Annotated in this window: 19 protein-coding genes and 1 tRNA gene; 12 read left to right on the top strand and 8 right to left on the bottom strand. The window is 47.9% G+C overall.

The window, feature by feature from the left end; all coding sequences use genetic code 11:
• Positions 1-708, bottom strand: coding sequence for a two-component system response regulator ArcA (gene arcA, locus RNAN_RS11660; protein WP_008221990.1), 708 nt, complete (start codon positions 706-708; stop codon positions 1-3).
• Between the two features lie 199 nt (positions 709-907).
• Positions 908-2,476, bottom strand: a complete 1,569-nt coding sequence (locus RNAN_RS11655; RefSeq protein ID WP_237739916.1) for a sensor histidine kinase — start codon at positions 2,474-2,476, stop codon at positions 908-910.
• A gap of 196 nt (positions 2,477-2,672) precedes the next feature.
• Here RNAN_RS11655 and RNAN_RS11650 point away from each other — a divergent pair, with 196 nt between their 5' ends.
• Positions 2,673-3,071 carry a DUF3293 domain-containing protein gene (locus tag RNAN_RS11650; RefSeq protein WP_040552056.1) on the top strand — a complete coding sequence of 133 codons (399 nt, stop codon included), beginning with the start codon at positions 2,673-2,675 and terminating at the stop codon, positions 3,069-3,071.
• On the opposite strand, the gene RNAN_RS11645 is transcribed toward RNAN_RS11650, so the two are convergent.
• Genes RNAN_RS11645 through trmB form a run of 3 tightly spaced genes read right to left on the bottom strand, consistent with a single transcriptional unit; the run spans position 3,068 to position 5,130 of the window.
• Positions 3,068-3,379 (bottom strand): hypothetical protein, encoded by a 312-nt coding sequence (locus RNAN_RS11645; RefSeq protein WP_052027287.1) that lies wholly within the window; start codon positions 3,377-3,379, stop codon positions 3,068-3,070. The genes RNAN_RS11650 and RNAN_RS11645 overlap by 4 nt on opposite strands.
• 17 nt (positions 3,380-3,396) lie before the next feature.
• Entirely contained in the window at positions 3,397-4,410 is a 1,014-nt protein-coding gene (locus tag RNAN_RS11640; RefSeq protein WP_008221982.1) for a methyltransferase, read from the bottom strand.
• On the bottom strand, positions 4,411-5,130 hold the full coding sequence (gene trmB, locus RNAN_RS11635; RefSeq protein WP_008221980.1) for a tRNA (guanosine(46)-N7)-methyltransferase TrmB: 720 nt from the start codon (positions 5,128-5,130) through the stop codon (positions 4,411-4,413).
• Positions 5,131-5,257: 127 nt separating this feature from the next.
• Here trmB and mutY point away from each other — a divergent pair, with 127 nt between their 5' ends.
• The 6 genes from mutY (at position 5,258) to rlmM (ending at position 9,692) form a co-directional block, all read left to right on the top strand.
• Entirely contained in the window at positions 5,258-6,343 is a 1,086-nt protein-coding gene (mutY, locus tag RNAN_RS11630) for an A/G-specific adenine glycosylase (RefSeq protein ID WP_008221978.1), read from the top strand.
• A complete protein-coding gene (locus tag RNAN_RS11625; RefSeq protein ID WP_008221976.1) occupies positions 6,340-6,612 on the top strand; it encodes an oxidative damage protection protein in 273 nt (90 codons plus the stop codon). Before mutY ends, RNAN_RS11625 begins: the two co-directional genes overlap by 4 nt.
• A 92-nt stretch (positions 6,613-6,704) precedes the next feature.
• Positions 6,705-7,640 carry a transcriptional regulator GcvA gene (locus tag RNAN_RS11620; protein WP_008221974.1) on the top strand — a complete coding sequence of 312 codons (936 nt, stop codon included), beginning with the start codon at positions 6,705-6,707 and terminating at the stop codon, positions 7,638-7,640.
• Positions 7,633-8,259 (top strand): alpha/beta family hydrolase, encoded by a 627-nt coding sequence (locus RNAN_RS11615; RefSeq protein WP_008221973.1) that lies wholly within the window; start codon positions 7,633-7,635, stop codon positions 8,257-8,259. The genes RNAN_RS11620 and RNAN_RS11615 overlap by 8 nt, the downstream gene beginning before the upstream one ends.
• Positions 8,234-8,608 (top strand): hypothetical protein, encoded by a 375-nt coding sequence (locus RNAN_RS11610; protein ID WP_008221971.1) that lies wholly within the window; start codon positions 8,234-8,236, stop codon positions 8,606-8,608. Before RNAN_RS11615 ends, RNAN_RS11610 begins: the two co-directional genes overlap by 26 nt.
• A gap of 1 nt (position 8,609) precedes the next feature.
• A complete protein-coding gene (rlmM, locus tag RNAN_RS11605; RefSeq protein ID WP_008221969.1) occupies positions 8,610-9,692 on the top strand; it encodes a 23S rRNA (cytidine(2498)-2'-O)-methyltransferase RlmM in 1,083 nt (360 codons plus the stop codon).
• 29 nt (positions 9,693-9,721) lie between these two features.
• Here rlmM and RNAN_RS11600 read toward each other — a convergent pair whose 3' ends face one another.
• On the bottom strand, positions 9,722-10,864 hold the full coding sequence (locus RNAN_RS11600; RefSeq protein WP_237739915.1) for an endonuclease/exonuclease/phosphatase family protein: 1,143 nt from the start codon (positions 10,862-10,864) through the stop codon (positions 9,722-9,724).
• A 125-nt stretch (positions 10,865-10,989) separates the two neighbouring features.
• Positions 10,990-14,178: a TonB-dependent receptor gene (locus RNAN_RS11595; protein ID WP_040552055.1), complete on the bottom strand. Its 3,189-nt coding sequence runs from the start codon at positions 14,176-14,178 to the stop codon at positions 10,990-10,992.
• 306 nt (positions 14,179-14,484) lie between these two features.
• Between RNAN_RS11595 and udk the strand changes: the two genes are divergently transcribed.
• The 4 genes from udk to RNAN_RS11575 all read left to right on the top strand — a co-directional run bounded on the left by udk (position 14,485) and on the right by RNAN_RS11575 (position 17,521).
• Positions 14,485-15,117 (top strand): uridine kinase, encoded by a 633-nt coding sequence (udk, locus tag RNAN_RS11590; protein WP_008221963.1) that lies wholly within the window; start codon positions 14,485-14,487, stop codon positions 15,115-15,117.
• Positions 15,118-15,137: 20 nt separating this feature from the next.
• Positions 15,138-16,346, top strand: coding sequence for a NupC/NupG family nucleoside CNT transporter (locus RNAN_RS11585; protein WP_008221961.1), 1,209 nt, complete (start codon positions 15,138-15,140; stop codon positions 16,344-16,346).
• A gap of 15 nt (positions 16,347-16,361) precedes the next feature.
• Positions 16,362-17,312: an isopenicillin N synthase family dioxygenase gene (locus tag RNAN_RS11580; protein ID WP_008221959.1), complete on the top strand. Its 951-nt coding sequence runs from the start codon at positions 16,362-16,364 to the stop codon at positions 17,310-17,312.
• A 123-nt stretch (positions 17,313-17,435) separates the two neighbouring features.
• Positions 17,436-17,521, top strand: a tRNA-Leu gene (locus RNAN_RS11575).
• A 112-nt stretch (positions 17,522-17,633) separates the two neighbouring features.
• Here RNAN_RS11575 and RNAN_RS11570 read toward each other — a convergent pair.
• Positions 17,634-19,100, bottom strand: coding sequence for a RimK family alpha-L-glutamate ligase (locus tag RNAN_RS11570; RefSeq protein WP_008221957.1), 1,467 nt, complete (start codon positions 19,098-19,100; stop codon positions 17,634-17,636).
• A gap of 115 nt (positions 19,101-19,215) precedes the next feature.
• Between RNAN_RS11570 and RNAN_RS11565 the strand changes: the two genes are divergently transcribed.
• Positions 19,216-20,346: a peptidase C39 family protein gene (locus tag RNAN_RS11565; RefSeq protein WP_008221955.1), complete on the top strand. Its 1,131-nt coding sequence runs from the start codon at positions 19,216-19,218 to the stop codon at positions 20,344-20,346.
• Positions 20,347-20,532: the final 186 nt, after the last annotated feature.

Genomic DNA, 20,532 nt, shown 5'->3' with positions numbered 1-20,532 from the left:
TTACTTTTCCAGCTTGCCGACAAAACGGTAACCTTCACCGTGAATAGTGCTGATTAACTCCGGGCTGTCGATATCCGATTCAAAGTGTTTACGGATGCGGCGAATAGTCACATCTACAGTGCGGTCATTCGGGCGTAAATCACGGCCGGTCATATGACGGATCAACTGCTCGCGGGTAAAAATTTTACCGGGTGTATCTAACATTAACCGCAAAGCGCGGTATTCGCCTTTTGGCAGACGACGCGCCACACCTTTTGGTGAGGTTAAATTGCGGCTGTTTTCATCCAGTGTCCAGCCATTAAACTTCACAACACTTTTGTGCTCTTCAACCACAGGTTGCGCTACAGTGCGGTTTAACAGGTTACGGGCACGGATTGTCAGTTCACGCGGGTTAAACGGTTTGGTTAGGTAATCGTCAGCACCAATTTCCAGACCTAAAATACGGTCTACTTCACTGTCGCGGCCGGTTAAAAAGATTAAACCGATATTCTCTTTCTGACGTAACTCCCTCGCCAAAATCAGGCCGTTTTTACCCGGCAGATTAATATCCATGACAACCAGGCTAACTTTATTCTCGGTCAGCTTCTGATTCATTTCCTCGCCATTTACCGCTTCAATTACATCATAGCCTTCGCCCTGAAACAGGCTGACCAGATTAAGGCGGGTTACTTCTTCGTCTTCAACGATCAGAATCACAGGTGTTTGCATTGGAGTTAAACCTTATGTGAATTTTGTTAATGTTGTGAGATTTTAACGTTTTATAGATGACATGCAATTGTCAAATAATACGCAATTATAACCATCCGCCCAAATGTTAACAAGTTTTTTGTTAACAATTAGTCTTTACTAATATTTGAATCTGCTCTCTCAGTCGGCAATATCCGTCTATGCTATTGATTAAATTGAATTAATTTTTAATCACGATAACCGGAAAATCGATCTGAAAACGCACGCCCTGGCCCAGCGTGCTATCGAGGACTATTTTGCCATTTAAAGCCTGAGTCACCAGGTTATAGACCAGATGTAAACCCAGACCACTGCCGCCTTCACCTCTTTTGGTGGTAACAAAGGGGTCGAAGATACGCTTTTTAATCGTTTCTGGTACGCCGGCGCCGTTATCCCGGTACACCAGCTGGCAGTGGTTATCGCTAACGCTAACGTCAATCGTAATTTCACCTTGCTCGATATGTTCAAAGGCATGGATCAGGCTGTTCATGATTAGATTAATCAGGATTTGGTTAATCGGGCCGGGTTTACTGTCCAGCTCCAGTTCTGCCGGACAGTTAATGAGCACCTGATGTTGAGTTTTCTTTAAATTCGGTCTAAGTGATAACAGCACCTCATTGATAAGCTGCAGCATATTAAATTGACGGCGATTCTCGTTAGACTGATCTACTGCCACCCGTTTAAAACTGGAGATCAGGCTGGCGGCCCGTTCCATATTGCGATAGATAATGCCCAGGTTTTCTTTGCTTTCTGACAAAAATTTCGCCAGTTGTGACGAGGTGAGTTTTTTTTCATCAAAGGCTTTTTGAATATCAGCCAGCTTATCCTGCAGTAAGGTTGAAGCGGTAACACCCAAGCCAATCGGCGTATTAACCTCATGAGCCACACCTGCGACCATCTGGCCCAGGCTGGCCATTTTTTCGGTTTCAACAATTTGGTTTTGGTATTGATGCAGTGTCGACAGGGTGTTTAACAGCTCCTGATTCGAGGCTTTTAACGCTTCGGTGCGCTGCTCAATTTTTTGCTCCAGACTTAGCGTTAGCTGGCGGTTTTCCTGCTCGGCCTGCTGTAGTTTACTAATTTGCTGTTCGATGCGATCCAGCATGGTATTAAAGGCACGGCTTAGCATGTTGTATTCTTTTATTGGCGCTATCGGCGCACGGACCTGATAGTTTTTCTCCTTGGCCACTTTTTGCACGACATTAAGCAGGGTGTCGATCGGGCTGGTAAAACGCTGCTGCAAGCGGACACTTATAAAAAACGCACTGCCAAGTGCGACCAGCGCGATAATAATATCCAGCAAAATACGGGTTTGAATATACGCACTGAGTTCTTCCTGACTGGCCCTCAGATAGACATAACCCAGAACCTCTTTGTCGTGGGTAATGGCTTTGGTCAGTTCAATATAATTGGCGCTGATATAAGGCTTTAGCAGCTGCTGCACCCGTTCAAATTGCACCGGGTAGGGGCCAACACCATCGCGGTTATAGCTGGCAAAAAAGCTGAGTTCATCGCCGGGCGTCAGCTTCTTGTAGATATGAATGTTATGCAGCATATCAACGGCATTAAAAGAGTTAAGCCGGTTGTCTTCGATGTCGGCATCGTCCTGCAAAATACTACTTTTGGCGTTAAAAGCGATAATGCTGACATAGCCTTCGAGCTGTGCAACGAGCTTTTTTCGCTGTAGCTTCACATCTTGCGTGGCCGATACCACCATTGCCAGGCACAGTGTCAGACTGCAAATAAGCATGATTACCCAAATTAATGCACTCTTAATCGATGTTGTTTTATCTATGGCAATCATTCAGTTATCTCTATGCCGATGCAGGATTTAGCAGTGTACGTCTGCATTGATGTTATGCACATTAGCGCAATTTAGCAAACCGCACTGGCAAATTTAGCAAAGCCGTTTATAGTAGAGGCACTTGTTACTTTTGGGTTTGGTTATGAACCTGTGGGAAAGTTATAAAACGAGTATCTTCCTGTGCCATCAGGCACTTAATTGTGATGTCGATTTTGCCATTATCAGTGCGCAGAATCCTGCCGGGCACACTGAGCATCCTTACCTTAACCTGCGCCGCGATAACGAATTTCAAGCCTGCCTGAACAAGCAGCGTTTACCTTATCGCTCAGTGATAGGGAGCGCACCTGACAGGAGTTTTCAGGAAAAAAGCTGGATAGTGTTGTGTGATAAACCACAGGCAGTGGCTCTGGCACAGCAGTTTGAGCAAAATGCTATTTATTGGGTAGAGCAGGGGCAGTTGTTTTTGGTCCCGGTGTTACTCACGGCAAAGGAGGAGTATTTGGGCAGTTTTGCTGAGCGTCTGGTGCTGCTTAGCGACTAACGCCGTTGTTGCAGCATGTCTAATACGGTTTGAAGTTTATCGCCATGCTGTGCTTCAAGCTGGCGCTTTGTCATATTCTGACTAATTTGCTCAGCCTCATTCTTTGCCGGCGTTAATAGCGGGGCAAAGTCTGTAACACAAACACACAGCACGCTGTTGCTGGTGGCGCCCGGCAGCTGCACTGCCCGGTATAGCAGGTGCGGACAGGCGTTTTGCCGCTTCGGATCCTGTATGCAGCCAGTGCTAGCCTGTACCGGCACTGAAAGCGCACTAATAAGCAGGACTAGCACCAGGTGTATTCGCATCATGTGTCTCCGTGATCGCCTTACGGAAAGGCGCGGTATACGACAAAACCATTTGCTTTGGCAATAATTTCAACCCGTTTAAAGGCCTGCTGTAACAGATCCAGATAAGCCAGATGGCTGTTTGCCACCAGCGTCAGGTTGCCTTGCGGGTTTAAACGTTTGGCACTGCCCTGAATAAAGCTTTCCACAATACTGTAGTCGGTTTTAATGCCAGTGTGAAACGGCGGGTTAGTAACAATATAGTCAAATTGCTTGGGTTGAGCAGGTAAGCCATCTGCCAATAGAACTGAGCCTTTTAGCTGATTAGCTGCTAATGTAAGTTCCGTTGACGCCACAGCCAAAGCGCTAATATCCGAGCTGTACAGCTCAATCGCTGGGTAGCGGCGTTTTAATACGGCACCAATTACACCGCAGCCACAGGCGAAATCAAGCACTTTACCGCCACTTATCGGCGGTAAGTTGTCTAGCAACAACGCGGTACCGATATCCAGCTTGCCATGGTTAAACACACCGGGTAATGAGCATAGCTTTAGTATTTTGCCGTCGTTTTCAATACTGAACTGGCTGGCTGATATTTGGGGTAAAGCAGTAAAGTCGCCAAACAGCGAAAACCACAGGCAATGCTTAGCGTTATCTAATTTATTGGCATTAAGCCCCAGTTTTTGCGCATGGCTGGGCAGGCTTTTAATACCGCCTTTGTTATCCCCCACGACAAATACCTGTGTAGCCGGGCCTATCGCGTTTGTTAGCTGAGCCAGGGTAAAACCAAGCTGCTCTTTACTCTTGGGGTAAAACAGCACCAGCGTATCGAATGCCTGAGTAAACTGCGCTTTTACGCCGGTATAAAGTGTTACCGAGTTGTGCGCCCAGCAGGCTGCTACTGCGGCATCTGTGGTGTAGCAGCTTAAGTTAAGCTGTGGCGCAAAATGCAACAGCTCGTTTGCTAAGTTGTCGGCTTGAGGCTCAACTAACAGTACACGACCGGTTAAATCTGCAATGTTACGTAAAACCAGTTGACTGGTGGTGGCGAGCATTTAGCTTTCCTTTTTAAACATCAGATCCCAGACACCGTGGCCCAGACGCTGACCGCGTTGTTCAAATTTGGTCAGGGGCCTGTGCTCGGGGCGCTCGACATAACGGCTATCAGGGGCCAGATTAACAAAGCCCTCGGCCTGCGACATTACCTCCAGCATATGCTCGGCATAGTTTTCCCAGTCGGTCGCCATATGAAACACGCCGCCGGGCTTAAGTTTACGACGCAGCAGTTGTACAAATTCCGCTTGCACGATGCGGCGTTTATGATGGCGCTTTTTATGCCAGGGATCGGGGAAAAACAGCTGCACCGTATCCAGGCTGTTGTCGGCGATCATCTGCTCTAAGACTTCAACGGCATCATGTTCAAACACTTTCAGGTTGTTAACCTGCTGGGCCACCGCATCGGCTAAACAGGCACCGACACCGGGCTTGTGCACTTCAATCCCAATAAAGTCTTGCTCTGGTGCTGCCTTGGCCATTTGCACCAGTGATTTACCCATACCAAAGCCAATTTCCAGCACCTTGTGGTTGTCACGACCAAACAGCGCCGGTAAATCAATAAGCTGTGGTTGGTAGTCGACACCATAGTCGGTCCAGTAAGTGTCCAGTGCGTGCTGCTGCCCTTTGGTTAAGCGGCCTTCACGCAGCACAAAAGAGCGGATCCTGCGCATATAGGTTTCGCCCTGTTGTGGTGCTGGCTGGTCGTGAGTGTCTGTCATTGTCTGCTCCATAATGCGTAATTGGCGCGTATTATCCTTGTATTGGTGCTATTGCTCAACCGCCGATTCAGGTTGGCAAGCAAAGCCTTGCTGCTTATACTGCGCGGGGGCTAAACCTGAGGTAAAAATGCTGCAACAACAAGACGCAATTTGGTTTTCAAATCAGCTGGTTAACTGGTATCGCCAGCATGGCCGTAAAAGCCTGCCGTGGCAGTTAACTAAAAGCCCTTATAACACCTGGCTTAGTGAAGTGATGTTGCAGCAAACGCAGGTTGCCACCGTGATACCTTATTTTCAGCGCTTTATCAGCCGTTTTCCCGATGTAAAAGCGTTAGCTGAAGCGCCATTAGATGATGTATTGCATTTATGGACCGGACTGGGTTATTACGCCCGGGCGCGCAATTTACACAAAGCAGCGCAGCAGATAGCCGCACAGTATGATGGCCAGTTTCCGCAGCAATTTGACCAGGTGCTGGCCCTGCCCGGCGTTGGCCGCTCGACCGCCGGCGCTGTATTGTCGCTGGCACTTGGGCAGCATTATCCGATTTTAGACGGTAACTGTAAGCGGGTGTTGGCACGCTTTGCCGCGGTGGACGGCTGGCCGGGCGAGAAAGCGGTAGAGCAGCAGCTGTGGCAACTGGCAGAGCAAGTTACGCCCGCTGAGACAGTAGCAGAGTTTAACCAGGCCATGATGGATTTAGGCGCCAGTTTATGTAGCCGCAGCAAGCCGCGCTGTGCTGATTGTCCGCTGAAGCTAAAATGTAAAGCAGCGCTTAGCGCTGAGCAGGCGCGTTATCCCGGCAAAAAGCCGAAGAAAGCCCTGCCCGAGCGGCAAAGTTTCTGGTTGCTGCTGCAGTACAATAAGCAACTGTTGTTAACCCAGCGGCCGGCGTCGGGGCTGTGGGGCGGCTTGTATGGTTTTTTTGAGTTTGCCTCGGCAGCGGAGCGTGCGCAATTTATTGCCCTTAATGCGCTAAAGCTCAGCGCGCAAACTGAGTTGGCGGGTTTTCGGCATACCTTTAGCCATTTTCACTTATGGGTGCAGCCGCAGTTAGCTGTGCTCGCGCAAGCGCCACTGCAGGTGCAGGAGCAATCTGCGGCAACTTGGTTTACAATAGACGCCATTCCGCCGGTGGGGCTGTCGGCACCGGCCAAGCAGCTGTTTGCGCAGGTCGTCGCTGCAGCGTCAGAGAAGAAGGAAACACAGGCATGAGCCGTACCGTATTTTGTGAATATCTGAAAAAAGAAGCGCCGGGGCTGGATTTTCAGTTGTATCCGGGCGATTTGGGCAAAAAAATCTTTAACTCGATCAGTAAAGAAGCTTTTGCGCTGTGGCAGGCCAAGCAAATAATGCTGATTAATGAGAAAAAGCTGAATATGATGAATCCGGAGCACAGAAAGCTGCTGGAAGCACAGATGGAAGCCTTCTTATTTAAAGGCGAAGATGTTGAAATTGAAGGTTACAAGCCAGTCGATAAATAAGCACATCTCACACTGCCGCTGGCGCAGCGGCAGTGGCAGCGCTATAATTCGCATTAGAAATTTTTATCATTAACTTACTTTTGCGAGAGCTTATGGCGCGGCGTTTACCCCCTCTTAATGCACTGAAAGCCTTTGAAACGGCAGCACGTCATTTAAGTTTTACCAAGGCGGCGGAAGAGATGTACGTTACGCAGGCCGCCATTAGCCATCAGATAAAGGCGCTGGAAGACCATCTTGGCCTGAAGTTGTTTATGCGCAAAAACCGCTCTTTGCTGCTGACTGAAGAAGGGCAAAGCTATTTTCTGGATATTAAAGAAATTTTTTTGCAGCTGCACGAGTCGACAGAAAAACTGCTGGCGCGCGGCGCTAAGGGCTCGTTAACGGTAAGCCTGCAGCCCAGTTTTGCTATCCAGTGGCTGGTACCCAGACTAAACCAATTTAGCGAGCAGCACCCTGATATCGATGTGCGTATTAAAGCGGTTGACCTGGACGAGGGCTCGCTGACCGATGATGTTGATGTGGCCATTTATTATGGCCGTGGCACCTGGCGTAACTTACATGCCGATAAGCTGCATACTGAATATTTACTGCCGGTATGTTCGCCGCTGCTGTTAAACAGTAGCAAACCCCTGCAGGAGCCTACCGATCTGCAATACCATAACCTGTTACATGACGGCTCGCGCCGCGCCTGGAAAGCCTGGTTTACCACTCAGGGCTTTAAGCACTTTAATGTTAACCAGGGGCCAATATTCAGCCACTCGTCGATGGTGCTACAGGCGGCTATTCATGGTCAAGGTGTGGCGCTGGCGCATAATGTGCTGGCGCGGCCCGATATTAACTCTGGCCGGTTAATAGTACCGTTTAACCATGTGTTGATCTCAAAAGATGCTTACTATCTGGTGTGCCGTGAAAGCCAGACCGAGCTGGGGAAAATTACCGCCTTTCGCCAGTGGATGACACAAATGGTCGAGGCCGAGCAAGCCGACTTTGCTGAGCAGCAATTTACCAACGCGGTGGCAATTGACTAAGATACTGATTAACAACGCAGATAATGCCAAAGCGCGCTTGTTGCTGGCGCATGGCGCCGGTGCCGGCGCCAACAGCGATGTGATGCAGCAGTTGGCGTTAGCGCTGGCCAGCTGTGGCATAGAGGTGTGGCGTTTTAATTTTGGTTATATGCAGCAGGCCCTTGATGAGGGCAGGCGGCGCTTGCCGGCGAAAATGCCGTTGTTGGCCGCTGAGTTTAACCAGCAAATAGCGCAGTGCCCGTCGGACTTGCCGTTGTTTATAGGCGGTAAGTCTATGGGCGGGCGGGTCGCGTCACTGCTAAGCGGCCAAAGCGCAGTGCAAGCGGTATTCGCCTTTGGTTATCCGTTTCATGCGCCGAACAAGCCACAATGGCGTACTGAGCATTTTGCAGATTTAACTGCACCTTTGTATATCGCCCAGGGCGAGCGCGATGCTTTTGGCAGCAAAGACGAGCTGAGTGCTAAACATTGGCCAAAAGTTGAGCTTTACTGGCTGACTGATGCGAACCATGATTTTGTGCCCCGGGTTAAAAGTGGCTTTACCCAGCTGCAGCTAATTAGCGCAGCAGCGGCTTTTTGTAGCAGGAAAATTGATGAAGTACTTCTGGCAGCTAAGTAACAGTATTAGCGCCTTTTACGGCGCTGCGGTGGTGGCACTGAGCGCCTTATTAATGCACCTGTGGCAGGGCGATCTAACGGCTGAGCAGCTGTCCAGGGTGTTAAGTGCGCTTGGCATTTTAGCCTTTCATACTCTGGCTCTGCTGGCGCTGGGTTTGGCACACAGTAGCGGCCGGTTAACACGGCTGGTGGCGCTGCTGTGGCATCTGGGCCTTGGCTGTTTTGTCTGGACCTTATTGGCGGGTGTGTTTGCACTGCCATGGTATTATTCACAACTGGCCCCGGTAGGCGGGCAGTTACTAATTGCTGCCTGGTTATTGCTGGCAATAACGGCGTGGCGGCGGAGCTGATATGAGACAACTATTACTGTATTGCCGGGCTGGTTTTGAAAAAGAGTGTGCGGCAGAAATTCAGCATAAAGCTGCGCTTAATAACACCGGCGGTTTTTGCAAGCTGCAAAACAACAGCGGCTTTGTTATCTTTGAAGCCTATGACAGCGACAGTCTGGCAGCGTTTTACCGCGACTATCCGTTTGAACAGTTTATCTTTATCCGCCAGTGGAGCTTGCTGCAAGCCGGTTTGCTTGATTTACCACCAGCGGATCGTATTGCGCCGGTGCTGGAGGCACTGCTTTCAGCAGAGCTTACCGGTTGTGGCGAGCTGCGGGTAGAGTACCCGGATACCAATGATGGCAAAACCTTATCTACGCTGGCGCGCAAGCTTACTGTGCCGCTGCGTCAGGCGCTGCGACAGGCCGGCGTGCTGACGCAAAAAGAGCAAAAACGGGCGGCGGTGCTGCATCTGTTTTTATTAAGCGGCCAGCAGGGCTATGTGGGGGTGTCGTACCCGGAGAATAATAGCCCGCTGGAAAACGGCATTATGCGGCTTAAGTTTCCCGCTGAGGCGCCAAGTCGCAGTACATTAAAACTGGAAGAAGCGTTTTTACAGTTTATCCCTAAACGTGAGTGGGATACGCGGCTGTCGGGTGGCTTGCATGCAGTAGATTTGGGCGCTTGCCCCGGTGGCTGGACCTATCAGCTGGTGAAGCGCAGTATGATGGTTACCGCCATTGATAACGGCCCTATGGCGGAGTCTTTAATGCAGACCGGCCAGGTGCAGCATTTAATGGTCGATGGCTTTAAGTTTGAGCCACAGCGCAAAAATAACTACTGGCTGGTGTGCGATATGATAGAGCAGCCGCAGCGGGTGGCCGAGCGCATTGCCGATTGGCTGATTAACGGCTGGTGCCAGGAAACTATCTTTAACCTGAAGCTGCCGATGAAAAAGCGCTATGAAACGCTGTGCGATATTCTGCAACAGTTTGAGCAGCGCCTTACTGCAGCCAGCATTAAATACCGGTTGCAGGCAAAGCACTTATATCATGACCGTGAGGAAGTGACAGTGCATGTGCAAAACCTGGTGCGGCGCTTTTAAGTACAAGCCCTGTCTTGCTAAGCGCTGATTCAGTCAGCGCTTAATGTTAACTTTACCCAGACCAGGCGGTGATCAGAGCTGGCGCCGCGTGAGCCGACCAGCGGATACAGTGGGTCGGCTTTTTCTGGCCAGAACACCCCGCTATCTATCAGCGTAAAGCCTTGCTTTGACGGTAGCACATAATCGGCCCGCATACGCCAGCCGGCAGTGTGCACAGCACCATGAGGGTTATCAGGGCTGTGCTCTTTACCGCCCAGGCTTAGTGGTGGCTGGCTGTTGTTAATGGCCGGGTGCTGATATAGCGTACGGATGGCGCTGTTAATGGCATCGCCTTCACCTTCGGCAGAGGCGTTTAAATCGCCCAGCAACACAAAACGCCCGCCATGGCTAAAACCGCCTTTGTTGCCGTTATCATCATAAATATATTGGTTTTGCCCCGGTGTTAAATAATCCACCCAGAAGCGCAGTTCATCATGGTTACGAATGCCGTTGCGGTTTTCCGGGCCATCAAATACCGGTGGTGTCGGGTGACTGGCCAGTATATGCACCGTCTGGCCGTCGATGTGTACTGGAATATCCCAGTGGCTTTTTGATGACAGAGGAAATTGCTGCCAGGCTTCGGTACTGTACCAGGGGCTGCCATCTGCTTTTTTGGTAGGCATAAAACCCGGCATATCCTTCCATTTAAAGTGCTGGAAAGTGCGCACTTTGCTGGTATCTATTGGATATTTTGATAACAGCAGCATGCCATACTGGCCCGGGTAAAAGCCAAAGGCCCAGGCATCGGCGCCAACGCCGGTAGCTTTACCATCGTTGTCTAAGTCAAACGGACTAGGCTGGCCGGTGTTGACCGTGCTGTAGTAAAAATAGGGGTAGTCTATCGCTTTGGCGTTACCCTGCGGCTTATTTAAGTAATTACGGATAAAGGCTTTTACACCACGCTCGGGGGCGGCGATATAATCAAATTCGTTTAGTAGCAGCACATCAGGTCTCACGTGCTGAATAATCTGTGCAATATTGCGGATCTGCGGTTGGTCGCCAGTTTGCAGCAGCTTAGCTAATACCTCACCATCGCCCGGCTCACCGCGCGGCAGATAGTTTTGTGCTTCCATACTGACATTAAAGGTGGCGAAGGTAATTTCTTTGGCGTTGATGCTGCTATTGCTCATCATAAGACTGCCACATAGTAAAAAGTTTAATAAATGGGTTTTCATTGGCTATTTTTAACAACCTCGGACAAAAAATAAAACCCCGCCAGGCGGGGTTTTATGAATTAGTTATCTCACAGCACAAGTTATCAGAACTTGTACTTCACACCCAGACGCATAGTCCATAATGATGCATCAGCAACCAGTGATTGACCAGCTGGAGTTCGGAAGTTTCTGTAGGTGTAAGTGCCATCGTTATTCAGTGTTGCATCAACAACTGCCTGCATACGTGGGAATGACGCTTCTTTCATTACACCCCAATCATCATTTAACAGGTTACCCAGGTTTTCAATCATAAAGTAGACACTACCTTTGTGATTATCATAGAAACCCGGTACTTCCTGCTCAATGCGTAAGTCGAATTTGGTGAACCAATCACTGTCAAACTCGTTACGTGGTGCAATTTGACCTGCATATTTGCTCAGACCTGTTTCGTCTAACATAGCAAAAAACGCTGCCTGTCTTGCTGGGTCAGCCAACGCCCCGTCAAAGGTGACATTAGGATCATTTACGCCGGTTGGTACATACACCAGATGGCGGTCAGTATTAACCGTGTCACCAAAGGCGCTGTTTAGGAAGTTCTGATCTGGTCTGCGCGAGTCGTCTGTATTGTCAAATACATAACTGAAAGGACGGCCCTTGTTGTGCGTGCCAAATAACATAAACTTAGTAGCGTAACCGTCAATAAACTCATGTTTGTAACCCACTTTTAACGTAAACCGATGTGGAATGTCGTAGTTAGAGCGTGCTACATCAGGCGCTTCAGTGCTGCTTACTGCCACGTTGGCGTAGTTAGAAAACGCAACTGAGCTGGTCATTGGGTTTACATCTTCTGCTTTGTTATAAGCATAAGCTAATGCCCAATCAAGACCGAAATCGTACGACTTCAGTACCGATGTTGAGAATGACACAGTTTTACCCGAATCACCATCAACGTTAGTTAGCATAAAGTCCTGACGACGGCCATTACTTGAACCATAAATTGGACGACCATCTACAGCCGTACCTGTTTGTACGCGACTCAGGTCAACGATAGTTGCGGCATCCTTTTTCTTGGTGTATAGCAAGTCGGCAAGTAATACATACTCACTATCGAATGTGTAAGTAGCACCCAGCGCATATTTCCACTCAGACGGAAGTTTGAAGTTGGGATCTAATACGTTCAGACCACCCACCCGGCCTACGCCAGACGCGACATCGTCAAACAAGCTTTGCGGGATATCAATTAGTGGACGGCCAGAGCCTGTGTGCGGAATTTCAAACAGGTTGGTTGCACCTAACTGAGACTCAATCTGTGTTACACCGTTGTTGGCGTAGTTGTTAGACAGCCAAACGTTAGGGTTACCACCTGAGTAATAACCTATACCACCACGAACTTCCAGTTGATCACTTGCACCCCAGTTAAAACCAAACCGTGGTTGTAACAGGCCTTCCCCATCAAGGTTCTGTTGGTTACTGAAACCATACAAACCTTCAAAACCGGGGTTCAGCACAGGTTGGTCATTACTGGTGTACCAGTCATAACGCAGACCATAGGTCAGTGTCAGGTCGTAATCATAGAAGAAATATTCGTCTTGCAGGTACAGAGTATTAACGGCGTATTTGAACGTTGCCGCGGCATCTTGCGGGTTATTGGTGATGCCCGCATTTTCATAAATAATACGGTTTGCCAGGCCCTGTTCGAAGTCACTGATTGAGCCGAAGTAAAACTCACCTTCAGCTTCCTGAATAAACAAGTTATAGACATCATACTGCTCGCGCTCGAAGCCAGCAGTAATAATGTGGTCTCCCAGTACATAAGTACCAGCGATACGCATAAAGGTTGTATCGTACTTCAGTTTGTTCGCATGGCGAGAGTCATCGGCACCTAAGAATACCACTGGAGCAGTGAATGAGCCGTCGTTTGGTATGGTGATCTGGATTTCACCAACTTCAGTGCCGCCCAGTGGATTTACGCGTGCGTCTAACTCAGACCAGCCTAAACGCACTTCGGTTGAGAAGTTATCACTCCAGTCAGAAAATAACTGACCAACGAAAGAAGTAAACTCTGCACCGCGTTCATAGTAGTGGTTAGAGAATTCGATACGGGTAGAGCCAGAGTCTGACTCAGCAATTGAATAACCATCATTATAGTTATAAGTTAGGGCAGCACGGTGAGTGTCGTTGATTTGCCAATCTAGCTTTAACAGCAATTTTTCGTCTTCTACTGGAATAGAAGCTGGGAAGCTGCCGGGCTCAAAGCCATACACATCGCGGGCAATGCGAGCGATTTCATCTAATTGTGCTTGTGTAACGCCACGCACTCTTACCGCTGCATTTGAATCTTCAGCACCACGTTCAAAGGTATCTGCTCCTTCAAGCTTTTCATAGGCAGCGAAGAAGAACAGTTTGTCTTTAACTAACGCACCACCCATGTTGATACCGTAACGTTTCTCTGAAAAGTCACCGATATTGATGCTTTGGCCTTCAATTTTGTCACCTTGTAACGAATCGTTGGTGTAATCGAAGAAGACTGAACCGCTAAATTCATTGGAACCTGATTTTGTTACCGCATTGATATTACAAGCAGTAAAGCCACCATATTTTACGTCGAACGGTGCTAATTCAACGGCTACCTGAGAAATGGCGTCAAACGAAAATGGAATACGTTCGGTGGGGTAACCATTACTGTTCAAACCGAAGTTGTCGTTCATACGAACACCATCAACGGTCAGGCTGTTAAAACGCGGGTTGGCACCAGCACACTGAATGCCGTCATTGTTGCCAGCATCCAGATAAATGCGTGGGTCAATTTTAATAACGTCTTTGATGTCACGGTTAATAGCCGGTGCGTCTTGTAAATCAGCCAGATTAAAATTTGACGCTGGCCCCTTACCACCATAGTTAGGATTCAGAATGCGGCTACCTGTTACGGCAATCTTTTCAATCTGCGCTTGTTCCAGCATTAAAGGCAGATTTAAGGTTTCACCCAGTTTCAGATAAACATCATTTACTGTTTTCGAGCCGTTTACGCTATCTTGCACAGTAACAATGTAGGGGCCGCCGACAGGTAAGCCACGCACAGAAAAGGTACCAGTGTCATTTGAACTGAAGGATCTGACTGAACCTGTACGCGTGTCTGTAAGAGTAATTTGAGCACCAGAAATGACCTTACCGTCTACAGTAGCGACAACGCCGCGTAAACTTGAAGTTGTTTCCTGCGCCAGGGCTGGTCCAGCGATGCCTAACGATAATGCAATCGCGACAGACAGCCTTTTCAGTTGAGTTCTATTTTTCATTCGAAAGTGTCCTGATTTCCGTTGTTATTTTGGCCACAAAGCGGGTAGGTCCCCCACAACTTGGTATTATACTCTAATGACAAAATATTACATTTAAATGACTAAATAATCGGGGAACTTTTTTTGTTTCCCTGGACGTTCAGCGAACTTGTACGGTTTTTCGTGTTTGTAGTTGACCAACTTTCGTTATTTAGACTTCTGAACGTCTAAATGTTTATGTAGAAGCAAATAATGCACGAAAAAGATGATTATTGAGTCAAGATTGAGGATAATCCGTTGGTTTTATGTTTGTAGCAGAGCTCAATTGTGGGAAAAAACACCATCATCGCCATTGCCGGCGCTTCGGCATCTGGCAAAAGTCTTTTTGCATCAACAGTCTATCAGGAGCTGGTGGCTGAGTTGGGTGGCGAGCGTATTGCCATTTTGTCCGAAGATGCTTACTACCGTGACCAGAGCCATTTGTCGTTCGAGCAGCGCACGCTGACCAATTACGACCACCCAGCCGCGTTTGAGCATGAATTACTGGCGGCGCATTTACGCGCACTGCGCGCTGGTAAAGCAATACAGATGCCGCAATACAGCTATAAAACACATACCCGCACTGAAGAAACCATTACTGTACAACCGGCTAAAGTGATTCTGGTAGAAGGCATTTTACTGCTAACAGATGAGCAGTTACGTGAGCAGTTTGATATCACCGTATTTATGGATACGCCACTGGATATTTGTTTACTGCGCCGGATAAAGCGTGATTTAGAAGAGCGTGGTCGTAGTTTAAGCTCGGTCACCGAGCAGTATGAGAACTCAGTGCGGCCGGCATTTTTTGAGTTTATCGCCCCCTCCAAACAATATGCCGATTTAGTGGTTACCCGTGGTGGTAAAAACCAAATTGCCATTGACATCATAAAAGCAAAAATCCGCCAGTTACTGGCAGAATAACAATAATCAGGGAATAACCGATGATGGGATTAGTGGGCATTGTTGCCCTGTTACTTGTAGCGTATCTGGCCTCAGCCAATCGCAGCCGTATTAACTGGCGCACAGTAGGCGGCGCCTTTGCTATTCAACTGGCAATTGGCGCTTTTGTGCTTTACGTGCCCTTTGGCCAGGACATGTTGTATAACATCTCTCAGGTGGTGGCTAACGTAATTGGGTATGCCAATGCCGGTATTCAGTTTCTGTTTGGTGATTTGGGTAAGTTTTCCCAGGGGTTTATTTTTGCCATTCATGTGCTGACGATTATTATCTTTTTCTCATCATTAATAGCAGTGTTGTATCACATAGGCATTATGACTTGGGTGATCCGCATTATCGGTGGTGGTTTGCAAAAAGTGCTGGGTACCAGCCGGCCAGAGTCGATGTCGGCCGCCGCTAATATTTTCGTCGGTCAAACCGAAGCGCCGTTAATTGTGCGGCCTTTTATTCCCACTATGACCCGATCAGAGTTGTTTGCTGTAATGGTAGGTGGTTTAGCGTCTGTTGCAGGTTCAGTACTGGCCGGTTACGCTGGCTTGGGCGTGGAGTTAAAGTACCTGATAGCCGCCAGCTTTATGGCCGCGCCCGGTGGTTTTTTAATGGCAAAAATGATTTTGCCGGAAACTGAGCAACCCAAAAACGAACTGACGGAAATAAATACCGAGAAGCCGCATACCAACGTAATAGATGCCGCTGCTGCCGGTGCGTCCAGTGGTATGCAACTGGCGCTGAATGTCGGCGCTATGCTGTTGGCGTTTGTCGGTTTAATTGCGCTGGTTAATGGTATTGTTGGCGGCGTGGGTGGCTGGTTTGGTAAAGACGATTTAACACTACAGCTGATTTTCGGTTATGTGTTTCAGCCACTGGCATTTATTTTAGGCGTGTCCTGGGATGAGGCGCGTATGGCTGGCAGCTTTATTGGTCAGAAGCTGGTAATAAATGAGTTTGTCGCATACCTCGACTTTGTGCAGGTGAAAGAGCAGTTAAGTGCCCATACACAGGTGATAGTGACTATTGCTTTGTGTGGTTTTGCTAACTTTTCGTCAATTGCTATTTTATTAGGTGGCTTGGGTGGTATGGCGCCAGGTCGCCGGGCTGATATTGCTGAGCTGGGTTTAAAAGCTCTGTTGGCAGCAACATTGGCTAACTTGATGAGCGCTGCTATTGCAGGGTTCTTTTTTACTTTAGGCTAAAAACAGGTCTTTTATATGACACAGCAAGTTCCAACGTTAGATATAAGACGGTTTGCCACCGACAAAGATAACTTTGTTGCCGAAATTGGCAAGGCCTACACGGAGTTTGGGTTCTGCGGCATTAGTGGCCACGGTATTCCAGACGAAGTGGTAGAGAATACATATAAAGCAATTAAGCAATTTTTTGCTTTACCGACTGAGGTGAAAGCAAAATACCATAAACCAAGGCAGGGTGGAGCGCGTGGTTACACCGGCTTTGGTGTCGAAAAAGCGAAAGACTCAAACCACCCGGATTTAAAAGAGTTCTGGCACGTTGGCCGTGAGCTGCAAGGCCCTGCGCCGCATCCAAGTTTATATCCGAATGTGTGGCCAACTGAGGTAGCAGAGTTTAAACAGGCCACTTACACCTTGTACACTGAGCTGGAAAAGTTAGGTAACCGGATATTGGAGGCCTTAGCGCTGTTCCTCGGACAGGAGCAAACTTACTTTGCCGACAAGGTAAACTATGGTAATTCCATTTTGCGGCCGATTCATTATCCGCCGATTAAAGATACCAGCACGCAGTCTATCCGCGCCGGTCAGCATGAAGATATTAACCTTATTACCTTGTTAGTGGGTTCTAACGAAGCGGGTCTTGAGATATTGCGTCGTGATGGTAGCTGGCTGCCGGTAACCACAATCGAAGGCACCATAGTGGTAAATATTGGTGATATGCTGCAGAGGCTGACCAATCATGTGTTGCCATCTACTACGCACCGGGTTGTTAACCCTGCAGGTGCTGCAGCGGGTGAGCCGCGTTACTCAATACCGTTTTTTATGCACCCAAACCCGGATTATGTCATTGAAACACTATCAACTTGTATCAGTGCCGATAATCCTAATCGTTACCCTGAACCAATTAATTCAAACGACTACTTAATGCAGCGTTTAGAGGAGATTGGTTTGCTGAAAAAGGCGAAATACTAGGCGCTTTGCCTAGTATTTGTCCGAACAGTGTAAAACAGCAGAAAATGTGCAGTTTCACAGTTGACTGCTGTTTTAAAGTAGCTATACTGCACGCCATGTTAAGCGCTGAGCGCAAAACATAATGCAGATGTGGTGGAATTGGTAGACACGCAAGCTTCAGGTGTTTGTGCCCACAAGGCGTGAGAGTTCGAGTCTCTCCATCTGCACCAAATTAACCGGCTATTGCCGGTTTTTTTGTTTTTACCATCCTTGGTAAAAACCTGCTGCGCAGGCCAGCTAAGCTGTCTAAAACTGATCCTGTCAGTTTTATGTACCTGCAATTTACCGTTTTAGTTCGATACGACGAATAAAGTCTTCTACCAGTAGATCGTACAGTTTATTGCCCAGGTACAAATCCTCTACGCCATCGTCGATGTTAGGGTTGTCGTTCACTTCAATCACATAAACCTTTTCACCGTCTTGCTTAATGTCTACACCGTATAAGCTATCACCTATTGGGGCGCAGGCTTTAAGCGCCGCATCGATAACATGGCTTGGTACTTCACTGATGGCGCAAGTGGTAAAACCGCCGCTTTGTGTCTTGGCGCTGCCATGCTTGTAAATTTGCCAGTGGTTGCGCGCCATAAAGTATTTACAGGCAAAAAGGGCCATGCCATTTAATACGCCGATACGCCAGTCGTACTCGGTAAAGGTGTAACGCTGTGCTAAAATGATAGCGCTTTGCTCAAACAAGGCTGTAAGTTGTGCTCTAAGTTCAGTCAGGGTTTTTACTTTAACCACGCCGCGGGAAAAACTGCCATCAGGAATTTTCAGCACCAGCGGTAAGCCTAAGGTGTCTGCCGCGCGTTCCAGATTATCTTCATCCTGTTTAAACAGCAAAACGCCATCTGGCATCGGCACCTTATGTTGTTCAAACAGTGTTTGCAGGTACACCTTATTACCGCATCGCAGTATTGAATTAGGGTCATCAATAACCGCCAGGCCTTCGCGTTCTGCTTTTAATGCCATATGAAAGGTGTGATGGTTTACTGATGTGGTCTCACGAATAAACAAGCCATCAAACTCTGCCAGGCGATGAATATCCTTAGCTCCGATTTGTTCGGTATCCATCGCTGCTTTGCGCGCGGCTTTGGTAAACAGCTCCAGCGATTTTGGCGTGCAGGGCGGAAATTTTTCTTTTGCATCTACCAGTACGGCTAAATCATATTTGTACTTTTTATTCGTTGGTTCTAAACGCCAGATCTTGTGGCTGTATTTTTCCAGCGTATTACCAAAAAAGTTTTGCTCTTGTTCGTCCAGCTTGTTAACGCTGCCAATCTTCAGGGTTTTTACTTGCCAGCTGGTCTTTTTTTGCAGCTCTACACGCAGAATAGGTACCGGGAAAGCTTCAAATAAATAGGCTGCCACCTTCTTTAAGGCTTTAATTGCGGTTTCACCGAAGTAAATATTAAAAACCAGCGGTGTTTCTGTCTCACCCGCCAGCGCTTTATTCAGCTGGCTTAGAATACTGCCAGGGATCTCCTCGGCAATATCGGCTATTTCGTGGCGGTTAAACTTATTAAATGCTCGCACCGAGGGCATAACGTTGTGGCCACGCGCTTCAGCCAGTAAAGAGCAGTAATAGCCGGTACCTAAATACTGTGCCTGGCGGCATAGGTTAATCACCCGGGTACGTTGCTTATTCTTGGCTGACCACTTTAAATAGGCAGGTAAAGTCATCACGCCGTCATACTGATAATAGGGTGCCCAATCTTGTGTTTTATCGACGACAATGATCAGTTTGGCCATCTCTGCTCCTGTAATGTTGGCAAACAATGAAATTTCTTATCGAATTTTCATTTGCTTAGCGCGCTTTATCCTAAACTTAGTAAAAATTTAGCTTAAGGCAACCAAGAGTGCAGTAATGGCAGTAAATAAAAGTGAGGCGTCATTAGTCAGCAGATTAGCGACAGCCAGTGATGTGTCTGCTTTGGTGGCATTGGAGTTGGCTTGTTTTAATTCAGACCGTCTTAGTGTACGCAGTTTCAAGCGCTTTTTACGCGAAAAACGCAGCGACTTATATGTGGCAGAGCTTGGCGGCGTGCTGGTTGGGTACTTTTTACTGCTTTACAGAAGAGGCACCAGCCTAGCACGGCTTTATTCACTGGCGGTATCACCGGATTATCGTAAACAGGGCATCGCCGAATTTTTATTGCAACAGGCAGAACAAACCGCTGCAACACGTAATTGTGTGTTACTTAGGTTGGAAGTTCGGCAGGATAATGTTGCTGCTATCCGCTTATATCAAAAATTGCACTATCACGAGTTCGCTGTTAAACATGACTTCTACGAAGATCACTCCGATGCCATCTGCATGCAAAAACAGATCATTCAGTTTGACAGCAGTTCGGTCAGACGACAGGTGCCTTATATTCAGCAGACTACTCCTTTTACCTGTGGCCCAGCTTGTTTATTGATGGTGTTTAACTACTTCAAGCCTGGTCAGTTTGTCCCCTATGCGCTTGAAATAGACATCTGGCGCGAGGCCACAACTATATTTATGACATCTGGTCACGGTGGCTGTGGCCCGCGAGGCTTAGCTCTCGCTGCGGTTAAGCGTGGCTTTGCAGCGGAAATCTATCTCAACAAAGATGGCCCCCTTTTTACTGATACGGTACGCAGCGAAGTAAAAAAACAGATTTTGCAGCGGGTACATGAGTCGTTCCGGCAAAAAGTGCAGCAAAAGGCGATTCCGGTTCAGCTTAAAGAGTTAACCATCGATGATATAAAGCAGCTATTACACCAAGGTGCTTTGCTGTTGGCATTAATCAGTACCTGGCAGTTTGATAAAAGCAAAGCACCGCATTGGGTGGTGGTGTGTGCAGTTGACGAGCATTTCGTGTATTTAAATGATCCCGATACCGAGGATATTCCTTGGTTATCTCCTGCTGAACGACAATATATACCGGTAGAGCACTCAGTATTTAACAAAGCTTTCAGCTACGGCAAAAATCGTTTAAAGGCAGCAATAGCGATTAGAAACGTAAAACCCTAATGTATTTGTAGGCTTTTAAGCCATTTTGTGCAATTTTTCTGCGAACGATCACAAAAACACAGGTTTTCTCACTTAACCGCTTGCACGTGTTTTAAAACGCCCTATAATGCGCGCCATGCCACGGGGTGCTGCACTTAGCAGGCTTCGGGTGAGTTAAGTTAGGTTGCAAAAATCTTTTAAAAAGAC

The sequence above is a fragment of the Rheinheimera nanhaiensis E407-8 genome (assembly GCF_000296695.1).
Classification (GTDB): domain Bacteria; phylum Pseudomonadota; class Gammaproteobacteria; order Enterobacterales; family Alteromonadaceae; genus Alishewanella; species Alishewanella nanhaiensis.
Note: the sequence above shows the minus strand (reverse complement) of the source record. Positions and strands in the feature narration are given on the sequence as shown.